Genomic DNA, 25,451 nt, shown 5'->3' with positions numbered 1-25,451 from the left:
AATATTCGCCGGTTGCAGGCTTGCATAACCACAACCAGGAGCCGGCGTTGGACCAGTTCAGCGAAATTGGCGTGTTCGTCAAGGCGGTCGAACTTTGCAGTTTCACCAAGGCGGCGGACGTGCTGGAAACCTCCAACGCCAGCGTCAGCCGCATCATCAGCAAGCTTGAGGCCGACCTTGGGGTCAAGCTTGTGGAACGCACCACCCGCCGGGTCAGTCCCACGCCGGACGGCATGGCGTTCTACGAGCGCTGCAAGTCCATCCTGGACCAGCTGGAAGTGGCGAAGAACGAAGTGACCGCGCTGCGCGACACCCCGCGCGGCACCCTGCGGGTGGTGCTGCCATTGAGCTACGGCAAGATCTGGATCATGCCGCTGCTGAACAGCCTGGCCAAGCGGTTTGCCGAACTCACCTTCAGCGTGACCCTCTCGGACCGGCTGGACGACCTGGCGGAGGACAGCTTCGACGTGGCGGTTTCGATCGGCGCGGCGCCGGACACGCGCCTGGTCGCGCGCAAACTGCGCGAATCCCGCATCGTGACTGCCGCGGCGCCTGGCTATCTGGCCGAATGGGGCACGCCGCAGGCGCCCCAGGACCTGGCCGGGCACAATTGCCTGTTGTATGTCAGGCCCGGCCGGCGGCTGAAATGGCACTGGGAATTCGCCTATGCGGACGATGCACGGCAGAACGTGGCCATACAGGGCAACATGCTGATCGACAATGGCGAAGCGCTGCTGGAGGCGGCGGCGCAGGGCGTGGGCATCATCCAGGCGCCCGACTACGTCGCCTTGCCGCAACTGCGCAAGGGCGCCCTGGTCGAAGTCCTGCAGGACTTCCAGGTTGCCGGCCCTTCGATCTGGGTTCTTTATCCCCCCAGCCGCCAACGCGCCAGCCGCGTGCAGATGCTGCTCGATGAACTTTTCGGCATGGCGGAGTCCCTGCCCGGCATGGCTCCCGTGTAGGCGCAGCCGACCGGAATGGGATCGGATAACATGTCGTCCGTTCCGCCATCTTCCGGCCCAGTCCCCAGCAAAAGGAGCGTCTTCAGTGATCCAGGCGAGCAAGGTTTTCAAGGACAACGTTGCGCAACTGCCGTCCATCGACGGCATCGCGCGCATCGATCTGCGCGACGGCACGGGCGCCGTGGTGGCGAGCATCGAGAACCAGCCGGGCAAGCAGGGTTCGCTGGCGGTGTATCACTATTTGCACCAGGAATTCGGCGCGCTCGACGCCAGGGCGGCCGAACATGGCCTGGCGGTGTTCGCGGAGCATACCGCTGACGCGCGCGCCCGTCCGGGGGCTCATCCCAACGTCGACCGCCTCCTGGCCATTGTGGCGGGCGGCAGCGCCTTGCGCATGGATGTGATCGCCGCCTGACTGCTGAAGCCCGTCACGCGTCGTCCGCTGCGGGACCGTGCCCGAGTTTTTCGCGCAGCACCGCGGCCGCGGGCTCGGCGGCGACCAGGATCAGCTTGAGCGTCGCGCGCGTCGCGCCGACGAAAAGCTTTCTTATCGCGCCTTCATCCAGGGTGTCGAAGTCGATTTCAGCGAAGACCACCGCCGGCACGGACTGCCCCTTGAAGCGGTAGACGGACTCGGCCAGCACGTCGCCCGCCGAATAGGCAGGCTGGCCGAAAAGATCGTACTGGCCGGTGAAGCGGCGCAGCGCATGCGGTCCCAACCGGTCCTTCTGCAGCACCAGGGACGATTTGTGCCCATGGTAGCTCAGCAGGGCGACGTCTTCCGGACGGAAGCCCGCCGAATAGCATTTGCGTATGCCTTGCTTGACGGCGCGGGAAAGGCTTTCCTCGTCGTGATACGAGAGCACCTCCACGTCGGCATCGGTGACCGGCGCCTGTGCGTCGATATGGGCGTCGTCGGGCAGGATGGTGTGCAGAAAGCCCACGACGGGGCGCGGACTGCGGAAATTGCTTTGCGCGCGCAGCCGGACCCAGCCCGGCAGTTCCGGCAGCGGGTTGCCGTACAGGTTCTGCATGGGGTCTTCGAGCCACAGCACGCGTGCCTGCGGCCTGGCCAGGCGCAGCACCATGTCGCGCCAGCGCGCGTCGAAGTCCTGGCCTTCGTCGACGATCACGGTGTCGAACAGGAAATCGGCCGGTACGGCCACCGCTTCGGCTTCGTCCACCAGGCGCGCGAAGGCGTCCGGCCGCGAAAAATCAGGCGCGCGGCCGGCATGGCGCAGCAACCGGTCGCACAACATGTGGAAGGAGCAGGCCAGGCCGCCTTCCGGCGCGATGCGGTTGAAATGGTCAGCCAAAGGCCGGTTGAAGCAGACGTAGAGCGGGCGCTTGCCGCGTTCGATGGCATCGCGGTATTCGGCCAGCGCCAGCTGGGTCTTGCCGGACCCCGCGGTGCCCGTGACGCGCAGGCGGTAGGGTTCGATGTCGAGCTGTCGCGCCCAGTGCGCCAGGCCGCCGGCCAGCCGCGTGACCAGCGTGCGGGCTTGGCCGATAAGGGCGCTGACATCCACTTCCAGCCGGATGATATCGCGCAGGAAACGGTCGACGCGCACTGCCGCGGGCGAATCCGCGCCCGGCGGCAGGATGTCCTGGATGACCGCGCACAGGCGCTCGCGCCGGCTGGCGTCGACGATGCGCTCCGCCGACATCCCGGCGGTCGTGGGCGCGAGGACCCGGTGATCCGGGCAATACAGCAGGTAGTCCAGGCGGATGTCTTCGCGGTCCAGTGTGCGCCCCAGCTTGGCTCGCAGGGTTTCCGCCGTGCGAGCCATCTGCACGGGTATCAGTTGCGCCTTGCCGCCATGGCGCTTGGCCAGGCCTTCCGCCGTTTCCTCCAGCGCACCAGCCTTCTGTTCGATGACCAGCAGGTCGCCCGCGCGATTGACGACGACGAAGTCGATCTCGCCGTAGATGGCGTGACGTCCTTCGATATTGGTCCAGTGAACCGCATGGTAGACGGTGTAGTCGGCCGGCAGGCCGGCCTTGAGCCGGGCCAGGGTCTCCAGTTCGCGTTGCGCCGGGCCGCTGCGTTGTGGGGTGTCCCAGCCATCCGGGATGATGTGTGCCACGTATGCTCCAGCTGCAATGACCGCCACGAGCATAACGCAGCCGCCAGGCGCTTGCCATCGCCGGCTCCGCCGCGTCATGGCCATGGGACGCCATCGCAGAATCGATGACGGTTTCGTTACCGGATTGCCGATGTTTTCGGAAGATTGAATTCCGGTATCCGCGTTTATCTCCGGGTCCCATCCGCGCAAAATGCCGCCCATACGGAAGGGCACTCCACCGCCGGTACCGGTCGGTCAGGCTGGCGGCCGCCCGTCTCTGAACAGGAACAGGAGTACCGCAATGAAAGCCCGAACGCTCGTTTCAGCCTCGATCCTCGCCTTCGCCGCCGTCGGCAGCGCGCACGCGCAGCTCACGCCCTTCCAGGGCGTCTACGGCAAGCAGTACAGCAACGTGACGCGGGCCCAGGTCATCCAGGAAATGCACGCCGCCAAGGCGGCCGGATTGACCGGCAACGAGGACATGGACAACCAGCCCTTCGTTGCCCAGAAGGAGACCGGCACCGATCATGCCGCCACCGCCACCGCCGGCGCCGCCACGCAGGCCGATGCCACGCCTAAGGGAGTGGGCGCAATGAAGTTCGGCGACATCGACAACATGCCTTTCCAGGGGCACTGAAAGGGCCGGGTCGCCTAGCAGGCCACCCCGTGGTCATTGCGCGGCCCCATTACGGCCTTGCCGCCTATTCCGGCTTGATGTTTCCCCGCGCTATCACGTCCGTCCACTTCGCCACGTCGTCGCGAATACGGCGGGCGAATTCCGCTGGCGTGCTGCCCACCGGCTGGAACCCGAGGCCGGCCAGCTTGTCGCGCAGCGGCCCCTTGCGTGTCGATGTCGCGAGCGTGTCCGACAACTGTTCGATGATGGGCGCCGGCACCCCGGCCGGCGCGACCACGCCGAACAGGGGCGAGGTGTCGACGCCGGGCAGTCCTGCCTCCCGGAAAGTCGGTACGTCGGCAAGCTGCGTGACGCGCTGGTTGCTCGTGACCGCCAACGCGCGTAGCCGTCCCGCCCTGATGTGCTCCAGCAGCGTCGGCACCGTGGCGAAGGCGAATTGCACCTGCCCGCCCATCAGGTCCGTAAAGACCGTGCCGCCGCCGCGATAGGGCACATGCAGGACATCGATGCCCGCCTGCTGGCGCAGTTGCTCACCCGCCAGGTGCGGCGCGCTGCCCACGCCCGCGGAGCCGAAGGACAAGGTGCCAGGCTGTGCCTTCGCCAGGGCGACGAAGGACGCGATGTCCGTCGCCGTCACAGAGGGGTGCACCACCATTACGAAGGGCGCGGTGGCCATGAGCGATATGGGCGCGAAGTCCTTCAAGGTGTCATAGGGCAGGCGCTGGCCCAGCAGCCCGGGATTGATGGTGAATGTGGAGTCGACCATGCCGATCGTGTAGCCGTCCGCGGGCGCGGCGGCCACCGCCCGCGTACCGATGGTGGTGCCGCCGCCCGCGCGGTTCTCGACGATGAAGGATTGCCCATAGGCGTCGGTATACGTCTGCGCGGCCATGCGCCCCAGGGTATCCGTGGCCGCGCCGGGCGGGTAGGGCACGTACAGCCGCGCGGGCTTGTCGGGATACCCCACGGCCCGGGCGGGCCGAGCCCAGGGCAGGGTGGTGGTCGCCAGCGCGTATGCCGCGCTGTGCGCCAGGAATCGTCGGCGTGATGTGGGCATGTCGTCTCTCCAGTCGTTTTTTATGCTGCGATCCATTCGTTGTGGTCCAGCCTGGCATTCCTGCTTGTCGTCGCGGGTGCGCGGTCGTCCCTATGCGCTGTAGCGGCCCTGGGCCAATGCCGGCTCGGGATCCGCGCCCAGTCCAGGCCTGTCCGGTACGTCGACCCCGCCCCGTTCGACCGCGGCGAACTCCGCATACGGCACATGCGCCAGTTCGACATAGAGCCGCTCCAGCGCCACCTCGGTTTCCTGCGCGGCGATCAGGTGGAGGCTGGCCAGGTAGCCTGGCCCGAAGAACGCGACCTGGGGCGCGCAGACCACCGGGCCCCCGGCGCAGCGTTGCGAGATGCGCCAGGCCGCGCTCAGCCCCAGCTTGATGACGCTGGGCTGGACGTAGCGCACGGCGGCCTCGTCGACCAGCCGCTCCAGCTCGCCGGCACTGCCGGCGTTCTCTCCAACGGCCAACGGTATCCTGCAATCGCGCTGCAAGGCCGCCAGTGCGCGGTGGTCCTCCGGTGGCCATAGCGGTTCCTCGATCCAGCAGGGATCATGGGGCGCCATGGCCGCGATCGCCGCGTTGGCTTCGCCGGGCAGCCAGGCGCAATTGGTGTCCACCATGATGGGTACGCCGCGTCCGGCGGCGCGGCGCACGCAGGCCAGCGCTTCGGCGGTGCGTTCGTGCAGCTTGATTTCGTTATAGCCATCGCGCAGTGCACGGGCAGTCACCGCCTCCAGGCGCCCGGCATCGCCGTAGTACTGCAGCAGCGAGGCATAGGCGCGGACCCGGCTGCGCCGCTTGCCGCCCAGCAGCGCGTACAGCGGCACGCCGGCGCGCTTGGCGCGCAGGTCCCACAGGGCGATGTCGAGCCCGGCGAGGGCGTGGACCACGGGTCCGGAACGTCCGAGGTTGTGCAGCATGCGCTGCAGGCCCGGCATGAGCGTCTCGTCGTCGGCCTGCCGGCCGCAGGCCAAGGGCGCGATCAGGGTTTCGAATACGGCGGCCAGCGCACGCGGCTCGACGCAGTATGACTCGCCCCACGCCACGGCGCCGTCCCGCGTTTCCAGCCTGACCAGGGCGCTGTCCAGCTTGTCGCGCGGGCGCCCGGCGAACAGGGGCGGCGGGCTCCAGTGATGGAAGGGCAGGCGCATGGGTATGCAGGCGACCGAGGCGATGGTGTTGGCGCTCATGAAGGTGGATCAGGGGTGCGGGAGGTCGGAAGGTATTCTGGTTCGGCTTCCTGCATATGGTCAAATAGATGAATCGTCTATTTCCATATTGAATCCGTATGATCAGCCGGCGCGAGCTGTTGTTGCTGCGTGCGATGTATCGATACGGCACGGTCACGGCCGCGTCGGCGTCGATCAACATGACGCAGCCCGCCGCCAGCGCGCTGCTGCGGGATATGGAAACACGCCTGGGCTTTGCCTTGTTCAGTCGCGAGCACCGCCGCCTGCAGTTGTCCAGCCAGGGACGCGCGCTGATCCCTGAGGTGATCAATGCGCTGGCGGGTATCGAGGCCGTGGACAAACTGGCCGTGGATATCCGGCAGGGCGCGCTGGCGCGCCTGGCCGTCGGCGCGGTCGCGATCGCCGCGACCAGCCTGCTGCCGGCCGCGCTCGCCGGCGTGCGTCAGGTGCATCCGTCGGTCAGTGTGACGGTGCGTGCCGGCACGGCACTGGAGATCATCGAGATGGCGGTGGATCACCGCATCGACCTCGGCATCATCGTGGGTTCGCCCGTGGACATCGACAGGGTTTCCAGCCTGCGGCTAGCCCCCTTGAGCCTGTATGCGGTGTTGCGCGCCGATCATCCTTGGGCGAAGCGGCGCACCCTTACCCTGGAAGCAGTGGTCGAGGCGGGTCCCATCGTGCTCGGTACGGCCTTGCCGGCGGGCCGCGCCACGCGCCAGGCGGTCGAGGCGCGCGGGCTGGCCTACCGCCCGACCCTGGAAGTGGCCCAGTCGTCCACGGCATGCGCGCTGGCCGCACAGGGACTGGGTGTAGCGATCGTCGAAAGCCTGGGCGCGCACTACGCCCGGGCTCAGGGCCTGGTCGCGCGAAGGCTGCTGGCGATGGAAGATCCTGTTCTGGCGGCCGTATGGCCGCGCGACCGCGCGATGAGCACGCCGGCGCAGCGGCTGCTGGCGGGACTCGCGGAGCAGGCACGGACCTGCCTCGGAAGTCGGACCTTGCGGCGCGCAGGGTGACGCACGGGTCGTGAGAAGGCTGACGTCAAGGCATCGAACAAACGCGAGACAAGGCATCGGGCGCCACGCGCGGCCGTCAGTCCCGCGCTTTCAATCCATCTTCGATCGCGGCCAACCCTTGCGGTCCGGCGGCGATTCCCGCCAGCAGCAGCGTCATCGAGAAGTGGATCATCGCGTCGATATCGATACGCCGGTCGTCGTGGTCGACGCGGTCGGCGATGATCAGCGTCGCAAGCCCGTGCTCCACCGACCACGCCGCGTGCGTGACCAGATCCATCTGCTTTTTCTTCCAGCCGTGCTCGCGCGCGTAGTCGCGCACGGCCGAGGCGAACAGCTCGAAGGATGCGCTGATGGCCTGCGCCAGTTCGGGGTATTCGGTCTTGTGCAGGATGCGCGGGCCGATCATCAGGTCGAACAGGCCTTTGTGCTGCTGTGCGAAGCGCACATAGATGCGCATCATGCTGTAGGCCCTTGCCAGCGGCGTTGCGCAATCGGGCAGGGCCTGGCGGCGCAGGCGCGACAGATCGTCGAACCCGCTGGCGGCAATGGTGGCCAGCAGGTCCATCTTGCCGGCGAAGTGGCGCGACGGCGCCGCTTCGGACACGCCCACGGCGCGCGCCAGCTTTCTCAGGCTGATGTCCTGGGCACCTTCGTGCTCCAGCGCCCGCCGGCCTTCGGCGATCAGCGCGGCGCGCAGGTCTCCATGGTGGTAGGCATTGCTGTCCGGGGCGTTGGCGGCGTGGCTCACGGGATCTTGTGCGCGGTGATAAGGATGGAAGCAGTGTAGGGCAGGCCGTCGGGAAAGCCGCCCGGCAGGTGCGGAATGTGCATTTTATCGCTCGAAATTCCGCTTGACGGTGTCTATGTTAACGGTGTTATCATAGTTTCGACACGGTGGCGCTTCGGCTGCGATGTCGCGGCAAGGGTCGATACGGGACGGACACGGCAGGGGCATCGAAGCCCTGCGTGCAGGAGCCGGTGCCGCCGCCCGGGTTCAAGGAGACAAGCAATGGAAGAAGAAATCATCCACAAAGAGGTGCGCGGGAATGTCGCCATCCTGACGATGATGTACCGCCCCTATAACCTGTCCGGACCGACGCTCAGCACCGCCTTGATGGACAGCCTGAACGGCGCCGTGGCGCAAGGCCAGCGCGCGGTGTTGCTGCGCAGTGGCTTGCGCCATTTCTCGGCCGGCGCGGACGTCGACCTGTTCGACGAACGTATTGAGAAGGAAGGCCGCGCGCGGCTCGATCCGCTGCAGGTGCTGGGTACGTTCGAGAACCTTCCCATTCCGATCGTGGCGGCCATTCATGGCGTGTGCCTCGGCGGCGGGCTGGAACTGGCGCTGGTGTGCGACTACATCGTGGCGGCCCAGTCGGCCAAGATCGGATCGGTGGAGGTGGCGCTGGGCCTGCATCCGCTGATGGGTGGCATCCAGCGGCAGGTGCAGCGCATGGGCATGGCCCGCGCCAAGGAAATGTCGATGCTCGGCCGTCGCTACGATGCCGCGACCCTGGAGCGCTGGGGCTTGATCAATCTGGTCGTGCCGGACGAACAGCTGGAGGACGCGTCGCTGTCCATCGCCCAGGAGCTGGCCAATGGCCCGACGGTGGCGCATGCGGCCACCAAGCGCCTGGCGCTGGTGGCGGCCAACGAAGGCGTGGATGCGGCGGACCGCGCCATGTTCGACGTTCAGAAGCCGATATGGGCCTCCAGGGACCTGAAGGAAGGCCTGCGCTCGTTCCGCGCCAATGGCCCCGGGCTGGCCGCCTTCGAGGGGGAATGACATGCCGGGACCGCTGGAAGGGATCAAGGTCGTGGACTTTTCGCGCGTGCTGGCGGGGCCGTTGTGCGGCAGGACGCTGGCGGACCTGGGTGCGGACGTCATCAAGATCGAGCCGCCGCGTCCGGATGTGTCGCGCGGGTCGTTCCCCTACGCCGACGGCATGTCGGGGTATTACGCACAGCAGAACGTCGGCAAGCGCAATGTCAGCATCGACCTGAACGTGCCGGGTGCGCCGGAAGTGGTCGCACGGCTGTGCGACGACGCCGATATCGTGGTGGAGAACTTCCGCGCGGGTACGCTCAAATTCTTCGGACTTGACTATGCGTCGCTGTCGCGCCGCAATCCGCGCCTGATCTACGTGTCCATCACGGGGTACGGGCAGGGCGGTCCCTGGGCGTCCCGGATGGCCTATGCGCCCACGGTGCAGGCCGAGGCCGGATTCACCCACAACACGCTGCGCCACTTCGGCGACAACCTGGCCAGGCCGCAGACCGATGCGCTGTCGCATGCCGACGTCTATGCCGGACTGCAGGCTACGATCGCCGCGCTGGCGGCGCTGCGCAAGCGCGAGGCCACGGGACGCGGCCAGCATATCGACGTGGCGATGGCGGCCGTGCTGCTGGCGGCCAACGAACGCGCGCACCTGGACATCGCCGATGTGGACACGGGAGCGGAACCCGGCATCCTGGGCGCCACCGACGGACCCTTTTTCACCGGACCGGGCGGCATTACCTTCGTCGCGGCGCAGAGCCTGGTCGGCAGCCTGACCTTTCCCAATTACCTGCGCGCCATGCGCCGGGCCGACCTGGCGGGGGATCCCCGCTTCGCCACGGCCGCGCTGCGCCGGCAGAACTACCAGGCGCTGTACGACATCGTCCAGACCTGGATGCTTACCTTCCGCGATATCGACGCCCTGGACGCGCAGCTCGATGAATCCAAGATCGCCATAGGCCAGGTTCGCAGTACGCGCGAGCTGTGTGACAGCGAATGGGGGCGCTATTGGGGCGCGGTGCGCACGGTCCCGGACCGGCGCGGCGGAAGCTATCGGCTGCACGGCCATCCCTGGCGTTTCTCGGAGGACGACCTGGAGCATGAGCCGCGTCCGCCGGCTTTCCGTGGCGAACACAATGCGGAGGTCCTGGCCGGACTCGGCCTGGATCCGGCGCATGCGCGCCAGGTCATGGAGAGCGGCATGCTGCAGTCCAGTCCCGTGCCGGCAACCGTCGATGCATCCCTGGCCGCCTAGCGGTGCACCGGGGGCAGACCCATGGCCAGCCCCGAAGCCCGATCTTCGGCGGCATATGCATAATCAGAGGAGACAAACCATGTACGCGTTCATGCACCGATACGCCATGACGCACTACGCCGCCGCGCTGGCCCTCACCCTGGGCCTGTGCCAGCCCGGTATGGCGCAGGGCACGGAGGCGTCGCCGCAGCCGCCGCGTTGCGCCGCCATCAAGCTCTTCGTGCCGTACGCGCCCGGCGGAGGCACCGATGTATCTGCCCGGCTGTTCGGCGGCAAGCTCGGTGAAGAGCTGAAGATTCCGGTCATCGTGGAGAATCGTCCCGGGGCCAAGTCTGTAATCGCCTACCAGGCCTTGTTGCGCGAGCCGGCGGACGGCTGCGCCTATCTGTTCGACAACTCGTCGCATACGATTCAGTCTCTCTATCGCAACCTGCCGTACAACGCGGAACAGGACTTCCAACCCGTCGCCATGGTGGAGCAGGCGCCCAACGTGCTGGTGGTGAATCCCAGGTTCCCCGCGAAGACCATGGCGCAGTTCGTCGACTATGTGCGCCAGCATCCGGGCAAGGTGACCTACGCCTCCTTCGGTGTCGGGACCAGTTCGCACCTGAGCGGGGAGGTCCTGTCCGCGGCGATAGGCGCGCCGATGGTGCACGTTCCCTACCGGGGCTCCGCGCCCGCGATCGCCGACCTGATGGCGGGCCAGGTCAACGCCTTGTTCGTGGATCCCTTCACCGCCAAGCCCCTGGTCGACGCCGGCAAGGTGGTGGGGCTCGCCGTGGTCAACAGCCGGCGCAGCCCGATGTTCGCGGACCTGCCATCCCTGGGCGAACTGGGCTATGCCGATCTTTCGATTCCTGGGTGGTGGGGCATGTTCGCCAGCGCCGGCACACCGCCGGCCGTGGTCGCGGACGTGGCGCAGCGCCTGCGCCGCATCGCGGCCATGCCCGATGTGGCGGAGAAGGTGCGTGGCCTGGGCGCGGAGCCCTATGCCGACAAGCCGGGCGAGTTTGCCCAGATCATCGCCAAGGACCGCGCACGCTGGAAGAAGATCGTAGCGGAACGAAACATCGAACTGGACTGACGCGAGGCCGCCGTGACGGAGCTCGACCACACCCATGACCCGGCAGCGCGCAGCTGGGTGGCCGCCGCCAACGTGGCGGGGAGCGATTTCCCGCTGCAGAACCTGCCCCTGGGCGTATTCGAAACCGGCGACGGCCACGCCCCGCGCATCGGCATCGCGATCGGCGATGCCGTGCTCGACGTGGCGCAAGCGTGCCGGCGCGGGCTGTTGGCCTTGCCAGAGGACATCACGGCGGCTTGCGGGGCCTCCACGCTCAACGCGCTGATGGCGCTTGGGCCTCCGGCCAGCGGCGCGCTGCGCCACGCGGCCTTCGGGCTCCTGCTGTCCTCGAGCCGCCGCGCGGACGCGGCGCGCGGCTGCCTGGTTCCTGTATCGCGGGCCCGCATGCGGCTACCGGCGCATATCGGCGACTTCACCGACTTCTACACCTCCATACACCATGCGCGACGCGCCATGGCGGCGATGCGGCCGGGCGCGACCTTGGGACACAACTTCCATACGCTTCCGGTGGCCTATCATGGGCGCGCCTCGTCGGTGGTCGCAAGCGGGCATGCGTGCGTCCGGCCACGCGGGCAATTGGGCATGGACCTGGCAGACATCGCATCCGGCGCCCGGACGGGCTATGCGGCCACGCGCAAGCTCGATTTCGAGGCGGAGGTCGGTTGTTTCATCGGCGCCGGCAATGCCTTGGGGCACCCGGTGGACCTGGACGACGCCGAACAGCACGTTTTCGGCGTGTGCCTGGTCAACGACTGGTCTGCCCGGGACATACAGCGCTGGGAAGCGCAACCGCTCGGGCCATTTCTGGCCAAGAGCTTTCTGACGACGATCTCGCCCTGGGTGGTCACCGTGCAGGCGCTGGCGCCGTTTCGCCGACCCCCGGCGCCGCGGGAAGCCGATGCACCCCCGCCGCCGCGCGCCCTGACGTCGGCGCGGCACGAGGCCCTGGGAGGCCTTGCCATGGAATTGCGCATCGCTATCGCCACGGCCGCAATGAAACAGGCGGGACAGGCGCCCGAGGCGATAGGCTCGCCGGCTTTCTCGGCGCAGTACTGGACCTTGTCCCAGATGCTGGCGCATCACACGAGCAATGGCTGCAATCTGCGCCCCGGCGATCTGCTGTCCAGCGGCACGGTGTCCGGGCCGGACGTTCGGGACAGCGGCTGCCTGCTGGAGCGCACCCGGGACGGGCAGACGCCGCTGGCCCTGTCCGGCGGCGAACAGCGGGGCTACCTGGAAGACGGCGATACGGTCGAGCTGCGCGCGGTCTGCGCGGCGCCAGGGGCGGTATCGATCGGCTTCGGCGTCTGCGCGGGAACGGTCGTGGCGGAGGCCGCTACCTGAGCGGCGGCGCAGGGCTGCGGCGGCCCCCGCCGCGCGTGGATCGCGCCAGGCACGCCGGTCGTGGCAACCATGGCTGCCGGGCCGACCGGCCTAGACGGTCAGGTAGGCGCGCCGCACTTCTTCATTGGCGGCCAGCTCCTCCATCGTGCCGGAATAGCGGATCTGCCCTTTTTCCAGCACATATGCCCGGTCGGAAACCAGTTCAGCGAAATGCACGTTCTGTTCGGACAGCAGGATGCTCGCGCCTTGTTCCTTCAGCGCCAGGATCATCTGCGCCATCTGTTCCACGATGAGCGGCGCGACGCCTTCGGAGGGTTCGTCCAGCAGCACCAGGTAGGGGTTGCCCATCAGGGTGCGCGCGACGGTCAGCATCTGCTGCTCGCCGCCGCTCATGCGGCCCGCGGGGCGGTCCCGCATCTCGCCCAGGTTGGGGAAAAGGGTATAGAGCTGCGCCGGCGTCCACCGGGGGGCTGGCGTGCCATCCGGCCATAGGCGCTGCGGTTGCCGCCCGACCTCGAGGTTTTCAACGACGGTCAGGTCGGCGAAGACGCGCCGGTCTTCCGGCACGAAACCCAGGCCAAGGCGCGCGACCTGGAAGGGCTGCTTGTGCGAGATGTCCTGGCCCATGAACTCGACATGCCCGCTGCGGCGCTCCAGCATGCCCATGACGGCCTTGATGGTCGTGGACTTGCCCGCGCCGTTGCGGCCCATCAGGGCGACGACTTCGCCGCGCCGGACTTCCAGGCCGACGTCGAACAGGATGTGGGCCGCGCCGTACCAGCCATTGAGGTCGCGCACGCGCAGCAGCGTCTCGGCGCCCGTCGCCGGACCGGCGCCCGGTCTCTCGGCTTGGATCTTCCCTTCGTTCATCGTGGCGTTCCTTTCCCCCATGCGCTAGGCCGCGGCCGGGCGCTTTTCGAATGTGCTGCCGGAGCCGAAGTACACCTCGCGCACCTTGGGGTGGGCGCGGATGTCCTCGGCGCTGCCTTCGGCGATCAGCCGGCCGCGCGCCAGGACGATCATGCGGTCGGCATAGGCGAAGACCACATCCATGCTGTGCTCGGTGAAGAGCACGGCCAGCTTGCGTTCGACCACCAGTTGCTTGGTCAGCGCCATCAGCGCGTTGCGTTCACGCGGCGCCATGCCGGCGGTGGGTTCGTCCATCAGCAGCAGCTTGGGATCGTTGGCCAGGCCCATGGCCAGTTCGACGCGCTTGACGTCGCCATAGGCCAGCTCGCTGCATGGACGGTCGGCCTGGTCCGCCATGCCAACCTGTTCCAGCAACGCCAGCGCCTGCGAGCGGTACTGGGCCGCCGCGGGCGTCCAGAGCGTGAAGATTCGCCGGTGGTGGGACAGCAAGGCCATCTGGACGTTCTCGATCACCGTCAGCGACGCGAAGGTGGCGGCGATCTGGAAGGTGCGGCCTACGCCCAGCCGCCAGATGTCGCGCGGCCGCAGGCCGGTCAGTTCCCGTCCGTCGAGCGTGACCGAGCCGGTGGTGGGCGCAAGCTGGCCGCCTACCATGTTGAAGGTGGTCGACTTGCCCGCCCCATTGGGACCGATCAGCGCCAGGAGTTCGCCGGCGGCCAGGTCGAAGTCGATGCCGTCGACCGCGGCGACGCCACCGAAGCGCTTGCTGAGATTGCGTACCTGTAGCAGGCTCATATTCCTTTCTCCACGGTACCGGAGGCGGGCAGCGTGGCCGTGCCGGGGCTGCCGCCGTTCGCGCCGCGACGGCGGTCGGCGAGCTGCCTGGCGAAGCCGGCGATGCCTTGCGGAAACGCCAGGACCAGCAGGAGGATGACGCCGCCGAGCAGCGCGCGCCAGTATTCGGTCGCGCGCATGACATTGTCCTGCAGCCAGGTGAATGTCGCCGCGCCCACGATGGGCCCCGCCAGCGTCTGTATGCCGCCCAGCAGCACCATGACCAGTCCGTCCACGGATTTGCCGACGGCCATGACGTCCGGCGCGATGCTCCCTTTGGAGAAGGCGTACAGCGCGCCGGCCAGGCCCGCGAACAGGCCCGCAACCACGAAGGCCATCCATTGCACGCGGCGTACGTCGATGCCGATGGCGTCGCCGCGCAGCGGCGAGTCGCGGCCCGCGCGCATGGCATAGCCGAAAGGCGAGAACAACACCCGCCGCAGCAGCAGCACGCCGAGCGCGGTCAGCACCAGGGTCAGATAGTAGTAGGCGTACCCGGCGGACAGCCAGGGCGAGGGCCACAAGCCCGTGATGCCGTTGGAGCCGCCGGTGAACCCATCCCACTGGAACACCACGGACCACACGATCTGGGAAAAGGCGAGCGTCAGCATGGCCAGGTATACGCCGGACAGGCGCACGCAGAACCAGCCGAAGACCAGTGCGCCCAGGCCGGCCGCCAGCGGCGCGAAGGCGAGCGCCGCTTCCATGGGCAAGGCCAGGGTCTTGAGCAGGATGGCGGCGCCATACGCGCCCAGCCCGAAATACGCGGCATGGCCGAAGGAGTGCATGCCGGCCGGTCCCATGATGAAGTGCAGGCTGACGGCGAAGAGCACGGCGGTCAGGATATCGACCGTCAGGATGGTCGCGTAGGGGAACTGCCCGGCCGCCAGCGGCATCAGGGCCAGCAGCGCCAGCACGATGCCGGCCGCCACGCGATACAGCCGCGTTGCCGGCCGCAGCGGTGCCTCGATCGGGGCGGCGCTGCGCGAGGCCGCGGAGGCGCGGCCCAGCAAGCCCCACGGGCGGAACACCAGCACCACCGCCATGACCAGGAATTCGACCACCAGGGTCAACTGCGACAGCGAGATCTCGAGGCCGGCGATGTTGACGGTGCCGATGGCGATGCACAGCGCCTTGATCTCGGCAATGAGCAACGCCGCGATATAGGCGCCCGGAATCGAGCCCATGCCGCCGACCACCACCACGACGAAGGCATCGCCTATGGTCCGCAGGTCCAGGCCCAGGCTGGCCGGTTCGCGCGGCAATTGTATGGCGCCGCCCAGTCCGGCCAGCATGGCGCCCAGGGCGAATACGGCGGTGAACAGCCACGCCTGGTTCACGCCCAGCGCGCCGAGCATCTCGCGGTCCTGGGTGGCGGCGCGTACCAGGGTGCCCCAGCGCGTGCGGGTCAGCAACAGCCAGAGCAGCCCCAGCACCACGGGGCCGACGGCGATCAGTACCAGGCTATAGGCCGGGAACTGCCGCCCCAGGATGGGAATCGAACCGCCCAGCCCGGGCGCGCGCCGTCCCAGCAGGTCTTCCGCGCCCCAGATGGCCAGCGCGGCGTCGTTGATCACCAGCACCAGGGCGAACGTCGCCAGCAACTGGAAAAGCTCGGGCGCGCGATAGATGCGCCGCAGCAGCAGGATCTCGATCAGTGCGCCCAGCGCGCCGATGACCATGGCCGCGGCCAGCACGCTGCCCCAGAAGCCCGGTGCCGTGCCGCCCCAGCGCTCGGCCAGGCTGTACGCGACATACAGGCCCACCATATAAAGCGAGCCATGCGCGAAGTTGACGATGCGTGTGACGCCGAAGATCAGCGACAGGCCGGACGCCACCAGGAACAAGGTGGAAGCTTCCGCCAGGCCGTTGAGCAACTGGACAAGCAAAGCGTTGATAGTCATACGAGTACATCCCGGCCGGGAGACCAGCGTGCGCCGCGGGGAAAGTGTGCAGGGGCAAGGGCGTCCGAAGGGAGGCCCCTGCAATGGCTGCGGAGGTCAGTTGGCGGGGCGCAGCTTCCGGACTTCCTCGTCCGGGGGCAGGAAACCGGCGCCGTCCATGTACTGGTAGTCGATCATGACGCCCTTGCCGTCTTTCTGCCCGAGCTTGCCGACGTAGGCGCCCATGGTCGACTGGTGATCGATGGCGCGATACTGGATGGGACCGAAGGGCGTATCGACCTTCAGGCCTTCGAACGCGCTGATCAGTTTCTCGGTATCCGGACCGCCGGCTTTCTTGAGTCCCGCTGCCATGGACATGACCGAGCTGTAGCCGATGATGGAGCCCAAGCGCGGGTAGTCCTTGAAGCGGGCCTGGTAGGCCTTCAGGAATGCGGTGTGTTCAGGCGTCTGGATTGTCGACCAGGGATAGCCGGTGACGATCCACCCCGACGGCGTATCTTCCTTGAGCGGATCCAGGTATTCCGGTTCGCCCGTCAGCAGGCTGACGACCGGCGTTTTCTCGAACAGGCCTCGGGTACTGCCTTCGCGCACGAACTTCGCCACGTCGGCCGCAAACAGCACGTTGAAGATGGCATCGGGCTTGGCGTCGGCCAGCGCCTGCACGACGCTGCCCGCATCGACCTTGCCCAGGGGCACGGCCTGCTCGTTGACGAACTCCACGTCTGGCTGCGCCTTCTTGAGCAACTCCTTGAAGGTGGCGACGGCCGATTGGCCGTATTCGTAGTTGGGGTAGACGATGGCCCAGCGCTTCTTCTTCAGCTTGACGGCTTCCGGCACCAGCATGGCGGTCTGCATGTAGGTGGAGACCCGCAGGCGGAAGGTGTAGCGATTGCCGTTCTGCCAGACGATCTTGTCGGTCAGCGGCTCGCTGGCCAGGAAAAACACCTTGCGCTGGCGCGCGAAATCCGTCAGCGCCAGGCCGATGTTGGACAGGAAGGATCCCATCAGCACATCGACGCGTTCGCGCGTCAGCAACTCCTCGGCGGCCCGCACCGCGTCGCCCGGGTTGGCGTTGTCGTCGCGCGTGACCAGTTCCAGCTTCTTGCCGCCGATGCCGCCCGCGGCGTTGACCTGCTCCACCGCCAATTCCATGCCGTGGCGGTACGGTTCCAGGAAAGCCGGCTGTGCCTTGTAGCTGTTGATTTCACCGATCTTGATCGTGCCTTGCGCGGCGGCGCCGCCCGACATGGCCAGGGCCAGCAGGGCGCCGGCAAACGCGACGCCGCGCGCCAGGGCGCCCGGTCCGGCCAGCCGAAAAGTCGATGGTAGTGTGTTCATGATTTCCCCTTGATGCGGTAGCCGACAATATAAGGAACCAACGTAAAGAGCGGGCCGTCCTTGATGCCTGGGCGGCGTTGCGCGGCGCGCGTCGGCGCCGTGTGCCGCAATGAAACCGAAGCATATGATGCTTTGCGCGCGGGGGTCTAATGCCCGCCGTCGGCGCTTGCACCGGTGTTACCTCCAGCATCTTCCCGGACGGCATGCGCGTAGTGGTACGGCGTGGCGCGCAGACGCGCCACGCGGCCTTGCACATCTTGCCATGCGGGCTGGTCGGGGGCATAGGCGGCGCGCAGATAGTGCAGGAGTTCGGCCACCTGGGCGTCGCCAAGGACGTCCTTGTACGCCGGCATATATCCCAGTTCCGGCGAGGCGGGCCGCGGCACGCCATTCAGGATTACCTGGATCAGGTTGTCGGGCGAGGCGCTGTGGACGCTGGTGTTCAAGGGCAGGGCCGGCTTGACGCCGAACCATTGCGGCCCCGCCCCCTGGTCGTGGCAGGCCGCGCAAGCGCCTTGATAGATCTGCGCGCCGGCGCCGGTCAGTATGCCGGTCATGCTGTCGCGGGCCTCTGCGGTCCGCGTCGCGGTTGCGGCGACGCTTGCCGTAGCTGTCGTCGCCGCTGCGGCTGTTGCCGTTGCTGTTGCCGCTACTGTCGTTGCCGCCGCCGGGGCAGTGGCTGCCGTGGCCGCCGCGCCTGTTTTCGGGTTCAGCGAAGCCAGATAGACCGCCATCGCGCGCACGTCCTCCGGTGGCAGCAGCGCGAGCTGCCGCACGACGGGAGCCATCGGCCCGGCGGCGACGCCATGGGCAGCCGAGAAGCCGGTCCGCAGGTAGGTGTACAACGCTTCCTCGGTCCAGGGGACGGGCGCCTTGGACTGCGCATTCAGCGCCGGTGCTTCCCAGCCATCCACCATGCCGCCGGACAGGAAGGCGGCGCCTTTCTTTTCTGCCCCGGCCGCGTTGCGCGGCGTGTGGCAGGCGCCGCAATGGCCCGCTCCCTGCACCAGATACGCGCCGCGGTTCCACACCGTCGATTGCGTGGGGTCGGGACGATAGCTGCCGGCATCCAGGAACCAGGCATTCCATGCCGCCATCAGCGGACGCGCGTAGGGAAAGCGCAAGCGCGTCGGGGGTACGGCGGACGCCACGGGAGGCTGCGCCATCAGGTAGGCGTACAGCGCCTGCATGTCGGCATCGCTCAGCCTGGTGAACGAGGTATAGGGAAAGACAGGATAAAGGTGATGGCCGTCGCGGCTGATGCCTTGCCGCATGGCGCGTTCGAAGGCCGCATACGACCACTGCCCGATGCCGGTACGCGTATCGGGTGTGATGTTGGTGCTGTAGACGGCGCCGAAGGGCGTTTCCATGGCGCGGCCGCCCGCATTGGGGGTACCGTCCTGCGCGGTGTGGCAGACGACGCAGTTGCCTGCGGCGGCGACCAGCCGGCCCCGCGCCAGGGTCGCCTGGGAATACAGCGTCGGATCGGGCGGATCGACCGGCGCGATCGGCGCCCGCCAGGGCAGGATGGTGGCGACCACGCCGGCGGACGCCGCCAGCGCGGCGACGGCGCCCAGCCACCAGGCCCGCGTGCGGCGCATGGCGCGACGCGCGCGTTCCTGCAGCGCGGCATGCACGCGCTCGGCGCTGAACGGCGGCTCGCGCAACCGTATGCCGGTCGCATCGTGTATGGCGTTGGCCAGGGCGGCGGCGGCCGGCAGGGTCAGGGCCGGGCCCGCGACCAGCAACGCAGGCGCGGAGGTAGTGCCCGCCAGGGAGGCCGACGCGGTCGACAGCGGCCATGTCGCGGACAGCGCGGCCGGTCGTGGCACCAGGTCGACGATGGGCGTCGCCCGCGCGGCCAGTTGCCCGCCGCCCTGGGCGGGCGACGAACGCGCACCCGCGCCGTCGATCGCGGGACGCTCGCCCAGCAGGGCGTGTGTCGCGGCGATGATATCGGCGCGGCCGGCGGGCGGTATGGGGGCCTGCTGCATGGCGCCGATGTCCTGGCCGACAACCAGCCGCGTGACGGCGACCTGGCCGTTGGCGGGGTCGACCTCGATGTCGGCGACCCACGCCGACCACGCTGCGCAGGCGTCGCTGTCCAGGGCGGCGCCCGGGGCGGCCTCCGTGGCGGCGTCCGGCACGCGCGCGTAGGCGAAGCCCCGCCCGCGCAACTTGTCGTCACCAGGGACCGTCCGGCCATCCTTGGCGGCTGTCCCGCCCTTGGGAGAGGGTGCAGGGGCATCGCCTGCGCGGCCGTCCAACGGCGCGTGTCGCGGCCGCCATTGCGCCCGCTCCGCGACGGACAGCACCAGCGCCGCGCCGCGCGGGTCGGCCTGCAAATGGCGCAGCCTCAAGACGACGGGATCGATGCCGACAGACCGCGCCACCTCATCCATATAGGACTCGTGGGCGAAGACGTGGCACAGGACCGCTTCCGGCGCGGTGGCGACGCGGGCAGGCGTGTCGCGCGTGGCGTACAGGTTGCCGAAGGAGTAGGGGGGCACCGCCGTGGCGTCCCCCATGTCGGCAACGTCGCGGCACGCGGTATCGCCGGCCCAATGGTCGGGGTCGATGCTTGCCGCCATGCCGGTCAGCATCAGCGCCTGCGCGGGCCGATGCGCCCAGGGCGCGCTGGCCGCCACGGTGCAGGCGCTCAAGCCATCGAGCGCGGCCAGCTTGCCCTCGACGCTGACCACGCAATCCTGCGCGAAGGGCATGTAGAGGTCGGCGGTCATCAAGGTGACCCGCACGGCTTGCCCCGTGGCCTGCGCCAGCAGGGCGGCGTCCGCCGCCGCATCGCGCGCCGCCGTGCTGTCGCGCGGGCCCGCGTCTTCCTCGCCACGTCGGTGAATGGGTACGGCGTCCCCTTCGCCACCACGGTGAATCCGGACGGCGTCCCCGGGCACACCCAGCAGCACGGCGATTTCCGCATGGCAGCGTACGGCGTCGGCGTCGTTCATGCCACCCACCCATACGTCGACCTGGCCGTCCCGCAGTTGCGCGGCCGCATGGGCGGCCGGCCGTTGCTCGGCGCGCCCGTCCGATACGCCTGCCGCGCGCTGGCCGGTCGGCCAGCGATAGCTGCGCGCCAGGCTGGCGCCGGAGGGGCTGGCTACATCGCCACTGCGGGCCAGGACGCGTGGAGCCGATGGCTTGCCGCCATTGCCCTCATCGTCCGCCGCATCGTGCACTGTATGCTGCGCCGCCCATTGCGCACGCAGGCGATCCGCCGCGTGGGCGGCGGCCGATTCCGTGACGGCCACCACGCCGACGAAGCGGCCACGCACGGCGACCGCCACGACGTCATCCGCGCCGTCGCCGCGCGCGGCCGCGCGCGCGAGCCCTTGCGCCCATGCCCCGGCACCGCTGTCCCCGGCGGGCGGCGAGGCGGCCCATCCCCTGGCGCGCAAATCTGCGCAAGCGGAAGCGCCGCAAACCGGTCGCACCACCCGCCCGTGCCGCAGCGTACCCGGCATCGCCACAGGGCCCGACCGCGCTGCACCGTGGCCGGGGGCTTCGATGCCTCGTGAGGGCGCGGACGGGTCGATCGAATCCATGCCGCCTCTATTCCTGCCCGCGCATGCGCGCCGCGGCCAGCGCCACCGCGCGCAGGATCTCGATGTGTGTCCCGCAACGGCACAGGTTGTACTTCAGCTCCTGGCGTATCTCCGCTTCGCTGGGCGCCGGATTGCGATCCAGCAGCGCCTTGGCCATCATGATCATGCCGTTCAGGCAGTAGCCGCATTGCGCGGCCTGCTCGTCGATGAAGGCTTGCTGCACGGGATGCAACTGTCCGCCTGACGCCAATCCCTCGAGCGTCGTCACCTGGCGGCCCGCCGCGCCGGCGACCGGCAGGATGCAGGACCGCAGCGGCCGGTCGTCTAGCAGCACCGTGCAGGCCCCGCATTCGCCCAGGCCGCAGCCGAACTTGGGGCCATTCAGTCCCAGGTCGTTGCGCAGCACGTAGAGCAGGGGCGTGTCGGCGTCCGCGGCGACGTCCCATACCGCGCCGTTGACGGACAACTGCAGCCGGGCGGGCGCGGGCATGATGGCGTGCGCCGGTCAGGCGGCCCTGGCCGCCTGGACCAGGGGCACGTGGAACACGTCATAGCCGAAGACCCAGTCCGGGTCTTCGTTGGTGCGCAGCCAGGTGTTGTTGTGCGAAACCCGCTGGATTTCCGCCGCGCGCGCCGCGCGGTTCGCCTCGTACAGGGCAAAGACGGCGGGAAAGTCCGTGGTGCCCACTTCGAGCAGGCAGCGGGCCAGCATCGCCGCGTCCTCGATGGCCACGGCGGCGCCCTGCGCCATATGGGGCTTCATCGGGTGGCACGCGTCGCCCAGCATGACCAGGCGCCCCCGGCTCCACAGGGGAAGGGGGTCGCGCTCCAGGAGCGGCCACTTGGTGACTTCGCGCCCGCCGTCGATGAGGTTCTGCACGTCGCCGTGGTAGCCGGCGAAGGCCTCGCGCATTTCTTCCTGGCTGCTCGGCACCCAGGCCTTGCTCATGTCCCATTCCTCCTGCGGCACGCCGGTGACGTAATAGATTTCCCTGCGGTCGCTGGTGACGTAGTAGACCATCATGTGGCGGTCTTCGGACCACCACTTCACGCACGGGTCGTGACGAACGCCGTTGAGCCGCTCGGCCGGGAAGACCGCGCGATGCGCGACATAGCCCGTGTACTTTGGGGGCTCCGGACCCAGGAGTTTTTCGCGTATGCGGGAATTGACGCCGTCGGCGCCAATGACGATATCGGCCTGCGCGGTGCTGCCATCGGCAAAGCTCAGGCGAACCTGGTCGCCGTCATCGGCGACGTCGGACAGCCGCTTGCCGAAGTGCAGTGTGCCGGGCGCGACGGCGGCGGTCATCAAGGCATGGAAATCGCCGCGATGCACCGTGAGATACGTGGCGCCGTAGCGCCGCGCCGCGTAATCGCCCAGCGGAATGGCCGACAGCAGCTCGGCGGTGCGCCAGTCCTTGCTGTGCCAGAAGTCCGGATGGCTGCCGATTGCGTTCAAGGCTTCCTCGATCCCCATGCGGCGCATGATCTTCATGACATTGGGGCCCAGGTGTATCCCGGCGCCCAGTCGCGAGAAGGCGGGCGCCTGCTCGTACAGGTCGACGTCGAAGCCTGCCTTTTGCAGCAGTACCGCGGCGGCCGTGCCGCCGAGACCCGCGCCCACGATGGCGATCTTTCCGTTCCCAGGCAATTGCTTTCTCCCTGCGGGCGCATGCGGGCACGCGCATGTTCATGTGATGATATTGAGTGTACACATTGTATTTTTGGGCGTAAATCCCGCGTTGACCGCAGGGGATGGGGATTTACCCGCAAGGCGGCGGGTGGGTAAACCCTAGTGAATGGAGTGCCCCATTGATGCAATGATATGCAGGCAGGATGCCGGCCGGACGCGCGCGCCGAGGGCGGCCGACCATTTGCAGTGTGTACACCATAATTTTGAATGCGCCGGATTCTCGTGGCGAGGGTGCCAGGCGAGGTCCGATTCCTGTGACCCGTATGCGCCCATCGCCCCTTTTTCCCGGCAGAGCGAAGCTGACACCATGACCATCCAGCCAACGGGCCTCGGCGCCGCCGCGGATCACGAGTGCGGCGCGATGACGGCGCGTGAGCTGTTGCACCGCGCAGGTTCGCTTCTGGTGACCCGGCCGCCCCGCGCCGCTCCCCGGCCGGCACCCGGCCAGCCGGGAGCCGCGTCCGACTACGTTGCATCCTGGCCCGACGTATTCATCGCCGTCCTGGACGATGGCCGTGTCCTGGCGCTGAACGGCCATGTCGATCTGGGCACGGGGGTTCGCACCGCCCTGGCGCAAATCGTCGCGGAAGAACTGGACGTCGCCGTGGACCGGGTATGCATGATCCTCGGGCACACCGACGCCGCGCCCAACCAGGGACCCACCATCGCCAGCACCACGATCCAGATCACGGCAACGCCGCTGCGCCAGGCGGCTGCCCAGGCACGCGCTTTCCTGGTGTCGCACGCAGCGCACCGGCTGGGACTCGATGCAGCGGAATTATCCGTACGGGACGGCGCCGTCCTGCACAATGGCGTGCCGCGCATCCACTATGCCGATCTGGTCAGGGACGCCCATGTGGAACTGCTGCTGGATGAACAGGTGGCCTGCAAACCCCCGCACGCCTACCGGATCGTCGGCCGCGATGTGCCGCGCGTGGACATTCCCGCGAAGGCGACCGGCACGGCGGTCTATGTCCACGATGTGCGCGTGCAAGGCATGCTGCATGGCCGGGTCGTGCGCCCGCCTTATGCCGGGCGCGATTGCGGCGCATTCGTCGGCACGTCGCTGCGCGCCGTGGACGATCGCGCCGCCGCCGCCCTGCCCGGTTATGTCGCTACCGTAGCCATCGGCGACTTCGTCGGCGTGGTCGCCGAGCGCGAGGAGATTGCCGAACGCGCCGCGCGCCTGCTGCGGCTGGCCTGGGACGAGCCACCCTTGCTGCCGGACTTGCGCAATGGCGCGGGACTGGCCGCGGCCCTGCGCGCCATACCGGGCACACGGCGGCCCCTGAGCCAGGCCGGCGATGTGGACGCGGCGCTGGCGATGTGCGCGCGGCCCTTGCGCCGGACCTACGTGTGGCCCTACCAGATGCATGCGTCCATCGGACCATCCTGTGCCGTGGCGGATTTTCGCGATGACGGGCTGACCGTATGGTCTGGCACGCAGAATCCGCATATGCACCGCCTGGACCTGGCGCGCCTGGTCGACCTGGACGAAGGCCGCGTGCGCGTGCTGCGCCACGAGGCCGCGGGATGCTACGGCCGCAATGGCGCCGACGACGTGGGCGCCGATGCGGCCCTGCTGTCGCGCGCCGTGGGACGGCCGGTGCGCGTGCAGCTGGCGCGCGATCAGGAACATGCATGGGAGCCGAAGGGCGCCGCGCAGTTGGTGGAGGTAAGGGGCGGCCTGGACGCGGACGGCGCCCTGGCGGCCTGCGAGTTCCTGACGCGCTATCCATCCAACGATGCCCCGACGCTGGCCCTGCTGCTGACAGGCAAGCTGGGCAATGGCCCGCGGCAGCTGGAGATGGGCGATCGCACCGCCGTGCCGCCCTACGCGTATCCCAATGTGCGCGTGGCCTGCGACGATGTCCCGGCCATCGTGCGCGCCGCCTGGTTGCGCGGCGTTTCTGCCTTGCCCAACGCCTTCGCGCACGAATGCTATATCGATGAATTGGCGGAGTTGGCCGGCGAAGACCCCTTGGCTTTCCGGCTCCGGCACTTGCCGGACAGCCGCGCGCGAGACCTGCTGCAAGCACTGGCGCAGCGCGCCGGCTGGGTATCGCGTCGCGGCGCGCGCTGCCGCACCAGCGCGGACGGACGTCTATGCTACGGACAAGGCATCGCGTACGCGCGTTACGTCCATAGCCGGTTTCCCGGGTTCGGGGCGGCGTGGGCGGCATGGGTTGCCGAAGTGGAGGTGGACACCGTGACGGGCGCTGTGCGCGTGACACGCGTGGTCGTTGGCCAGGACGCGGGCATGGTGGTGAATCCCGCGGGGGTGCGGCACCAGTTGCACGGGAACGTGATCCAGACGGTGAGCCGCACGCTGAAGGAAGAGGTGGCGTTCGACGAACGCGGCGTGGCGAGCCGCGAGTGGGGTGCTTATCCCATCCTCCGCTTCGATGAAGTACCGGCCATCGACGTGCTGTTGATGCCACGCCAGGACGAACCGCCGTTGGGCGCCGGAGAATCCGCCTCCGTGCCGGGGGCGGCGGCGATCGCGAATGCCCTGTTCGATGCCACGGGGGTGCGCTACACGTCGCCGCCCTTCACGCCGGCGACGATACGGGGGGGGAGGGTGGCTGCTTGTTCGTAGGGGTTGTCTGGGTGCTTGGTGGGTGGTGTTCTTGGGCCGTCCGGCGGGGTAGTCGCCTGCCGGAGCCGGCACGGTCGACCGGTCCGGCGCGCGGGCGCCGGACACCACTTCGCACGCTCGTCCCGCGGCCGCTGTGCGCTGTCGTTTTTGTACAGACCTGTGCGGCACGCGTCCCTTCGCGCCAGCTCGTTCGGTCTCTACGTGCCGACCCCGGCAGGCGACTACCCCGCCGGACTGCGGCGTCTTGAATTGACGGCAGCT

General features: G+C 68.4%; 19 protein-coding genes and 1 pseudogene. 9 read left to right on the top strand and 11 right to left on the bottom strand.

Annotated features, from left to right (window positions below):
- Positions 1-47: 47 nt before the first annotated feature.
- Together BAU07_RS16240 and BAU07_RS16235 are read left to right on the top strand one after the other, a co-directional pair.
- Complete coding sequence (locus tag BAU07_RS16240; protein ID WP_066659570.1) at positions 48-962, top strand: LysR family transcriptional regulator; 915 nt, start codon at positions 48-50, stop codon at positions 960-962.
- 85 nt (positions 963-1,047) lie between these two features.
- Entirely contained in the window at positions 1,048-1,377 is a 330-nt protein-coding gene (locus BAU07_RS16235; protein WP_066659568.1) for a DUF2322 family protein, read from the top strand.
- A 13-nt stretch (positions 1,378-1,390) separates the two neighbouring features.
- Here BAU07_RS16235 and BAU07_RS16230 read toward each other — a convergent pair whose 3' ends face one another.
- Positions 1,391-3,049, bottom strand: coding sequence for an ATP-binding domain-containing protein (locus BAU07_RS16230; protein WP_066665489.1), 1,659 nt, complete (start codon positions 3,047-3,049; stop codon positions 1,391-1,393).
- A 280-nt stretch (positions 3,050-3,329) separates the two neighbouring features.
- Here BAU07_RS16230 and BAU07_RS16225 point away from each other — a divergent pair, with 280 nt between their 5' ends.
- Positions 3,330-3,665: a DUF4148 domain-containing protein gene (locus BAU07_RS16225; protein ID WP_066659566.1), complete on the top strand. Its 336-nt coding sequence runs from the start codon at positions 3,330-3,332 to the stop codon at positions 3,663-3,665.
- 64 nt (positions 3,666-3,729) lie between these two features.
- Here BAU07_RS16225 and BAU07_RS16220 read toward each other — a convergent pair whose 3' ends face one another.
- Positions 3,730-4,722, bottom strand: a complete 993-nt coding sequence (locus BAU07_RS16220; RefSeq protein ID WP_066659564.1) for a Bug family tripartite tricarboxylate transporter substrate binding protein — start codon at positions 4,720-4,722, stop codon at positions 3,730-3,732.
- Positions 4,723-4,812: 90 nt separating this feature from the next.
- Positions 4,813-5,910, bottom strand: coding sequence for a mandelate racemase/muconate lactonizing enzyme family protein (locus BAU07_RS16215; RefSeq protein ID WP_066659562.1), 1,098 nt, complete (start codon positions 5,908-5,910; stop codon positions 4,813-4,815).
- 98 nt (positions 5,911-6,008) lie between these two features.
- Between BAU07_RS16215 and BAU07_RS16210 the strand changes: the two genes are divergently transcribed.
- Positions 6,009-6,929 (top strand): LysR family transcriptional regulator, encoded by a 921-nt coding sequence (locus BAU07_RS16210; RefSeq protein ID WP_066659560.1) that lies wholly within the window; start codon positions 6,009-6,011, stop codon positions 6,927-6,929.
- Between the two features lie 76 nt (positions 6,930-7,005).
- On the opposite strand, the gene BAU07_RS16205 is transcribed toward BAU07_RS16210, so the two are convergent.
- Positions 7,006-7,677 carry a TetR/AcrR family transcriptional regulator gene (locus BAU07_RS16205; protein ID WP_066659558.1) on the bottom strand — a complete coding sequence of 224 codons (672 nt, stop codon included), beginning with the start codon at positions 7,675-7,677 and terminating at the stop codon, positions 7,006-7,008.
- Positions 7,678-7,938: 261 nt separating this feature from the next.
- Between BAU07_RS16205 and BAU07_RS16200 the strand changes: the two genes are divergently transcribed.
- The 4 genes from BAU07_RS16200 to fahA all read left to right on the top strand — a co-directional run bounded on the left by BAU07_RS16200 (position 7,939) and on the right by fahA (position 12,389).
- Positions 7,939-8,715: an enoyl-CoA hydratase/isomerase family protein gene (locus BAU07_RS16200; RefSeq protein ID WP_066659556.1), complete on the top strand. Its 777-nt coding sequence runs from the start codon at positions 7,939-7,941 to the stop codon at positions 8,713-8,715.
- Position 8,716: 1 nt separating this feature from the next.
- A complete protein-coding gene (locus tag BAU07_RS16195; RefSeq protein WP_066659554.1) occupies positions 8,717-9,961 on the top strand; it encodes a CaiB/BaiF CoA transferase family protein in 1,245 nt (414 codons plus the stop codon).
- 79 nt (positions 9,962-10,040) lie between these two features.
- Entirely contained in the window at positions 10,041-11,045 is a 1,005-nt protein-coding gene (locus BAU07_RS16190) for a Bug family tripartite tricarboxylate transporter substrate binding protein (protein ID WP_198168808.1), read from the top strand.
- A gap of 12 nt (positions 11,046-11,057) precedes the next feature.
- Entirely contained in the window at positions 11,058-12,389 is a 1,332-nt protein-coding gene (fahA, locus tag BAU07_RS16185) for a fumarylacetoacetase (RefSeq protein WP_066659553.1), read from the top strand.
- 90 nt (positions 12,390-12,479) lie between these two features.
- On the opposite strand, the gene BAU07_RS16180 is transcribed toward fahA, so the two are convergent.
- The 7 genes and pseudogenes from BAU07_RS16180 to BAU07_RS16150 form a co-directional block, all read right to left on the bottom strand.
- A complete protein-coding gene (locus BAU07_RS16180) occupies positions 12,480-13,259 on the bottom strand; it encodes an ABC transporter ATP-binding protein (RefSeq protein ID WP_066659552.1) in 780 nt (259 codons plus the stop codon).
- 24 nt (positions 13,260-13,283) lie between these two features.
- Positions 13,284-14,054, bottom strand: a complete 771-nt coding sequence (locus BAU07_RS16175) for an ABC transporter ATP-binding protein (RefSeq protein ID WP_066659551.1) — start codon at positions 14,052-14,054, stop codon at positions 13,284-13,286.
- On the bottom strand, positions 14,051-15,997 hold the full coding sequence (locus BAU07_RS16170) for an ABC transporter permease (protein WP_066659550.1): 1,947 nt from the start codon (positions 15,995-15,997) through the stop codon (positions 14,051-14,053). Before BAU07_RS16170 ends, BAU07_RS16175 begins: the two co-directional genes overlap by 4 nt.
- Before the next feature lie 96 nt (positions 15,998-16,093).
- A complete protein-coding gene (locus BAU07_RS16165; RefSeq protein ID WP_066665487.1) occupies positions 16,094-17,245 on the bottom strand; it encodes an ABC transporter substrate-binding protein in 1,152 nt (383 codons plus the stop codon).
- Positions 17,246-17,565: 320 nt separating this feature from the next.
- Positions 17,566-20,898: pseudogene (locus BAU07_RS16160) on the bottom strand (c-type cytochrome); the annotation flags it as partial.
- Positions 20,899-20,905: 7 nt separating this feature from the next.
- Positions 20,906-21,388: a (2Fe-2S)-binding protein gene (locus BAU07_RS16155; RefSeq protein ID WP_066659548.1), complete on the bottom strand. Its 483-nt coding sequence runs from the start codon at positions 21,386-21,388 to the stop codon at positions 20,906-20,908.
- Between the two features lie 15 nt (positions 21,389-21,403).
- On the bottom strand, positions 21,404-22,549 hold the full coding sequence (locus BAU07_RS16150) for an FAD-dependent monooxygenase (RefSeq protein WP_066659543.1): 1,146 nt from the start codon (positions 22,547-22,549) through the stop codon (positions 21,404-21,406).
- Between the two features lie 349 nt (positions 22,550-22,898).
- Between BAU07_RS16150 and BAU07_RS16145 the strand changes: the two genes are divergently transcribed.
- Entirely contained in the window at positions 22,899-25,190 is a 2,292-nt protein-coding gene (locus tag BAU07_RS16145; RefSeq protein ID WP_084025821.1) for a xanthine dehydrogenase family protein molybdopterin-binding subunit, read from the top strand.
- Positions 25,191-25,451 lie beyond the last annotated feature (261 nt).

The sequence above is a fragment of the Bordetella flabilis genome (genome assembly GCF_001676725.1).
Lineage (GTDB): Bacteria > Pseudomonadota > Gammaproteobacteria > Burkholderiales > Burkholderiaceae_B > Bordetella_C > Bordetella_C flabilis.
The sequence above is the reverse complement of the archived record's forward strand: the minus strand, read 5'-3'. Positions and strand labels throughout refer to the sequence as shown.

Coding starts and splice junctions, on each gene's coding strand:
- BAU07_RS16180 (WP_066659552.1), bottom strand. CDS start 13,259: ATGAACGAAGGGAAGATCCAAGCCGAGAGACCGGGCGCCGGTCCGGCG.
- BAU07_RS16165 (WP_066665487.1), bottom strand. CDS start 17,245: ATGTCGGGCGGCGCCGCCGCGCAAGGCACGATCAAGATCGGTGAAATC.
- BAU07_RS16215 (WP_066659562.1), bottom strand. CDS start 5,910: ATGAGCGCCAACACCATCGCCTCGGTCGCCTGCATACCCATGCGCCTG.
- BAU07_RS16220 (WP_066659564.1), bottom strand. CDS start 4,722: ATGCCCACATCACGCCGACGATTCCTGGCGCACAGCGCGGCATACGCG.
- BAU07_RS16200 (WP_066659556.1), top strand. CDS start 7,939: ATGGAAGAAGAAATCATCCACAAAGAGGTGCGCGGGAATGTCGCCATC.
- BAU07_RS16155 (WP_066659548.1), bottom strand. CDS start 21,388: ATGCCCGCGCCCGCCCGGCTGCAGTTGTCCGTCAACGGCGCGGTATGG.
- BAU07_RS16210 (WP_066659560.1), top strand. CDS start 6,009: ATGATCAGCCGGCGCGAGCTGTTGTTGCTGCGTGCGATGTATCGATAC.
- BAU07_RS16225 (WP_066659566.1), top strand. CDS start 3,330: ATGAAAGCCCGAACGCTCGTTTCAGCCTCGATCCTCGCCTTCGCCGCC.
- BAU07_RS16175 (WP_066659551.1), bottom strand. CDS start 14,054: ATGAGCCTGCTACAGGTACGCAATCTCAGCAAGCGCTTCGGTGGCGTC.
- BAU07_RS16145 (WP_084025821.1), top strand. CDS start 22,899: ATGACCATCCAGCCAACGGGCCTCGGCGCCGCCGCGGATCACGAGTGC.
- BAU07_RS16170 (WP_066659550.1), bottom strand. CDS start 15,997: ATGACTATCAACGCTTTGCTTGTCCAGTTGCTCAACGGCCTGGCGGAA.
- BAU07_RS16190 (WP_198168808.1), top strand. CDS start 10,041: ATGTACGCGTTCATGCACCGATACGCCATGACGCACTACGCCGCCGCG.
- BAU07_RS16195 (WP_066659554.1), top strand. CDS start 8,717: ATGCCGGGACCGCTGGAAGGGATCAAGGTCGTGGACTTTTCGCGCGTG.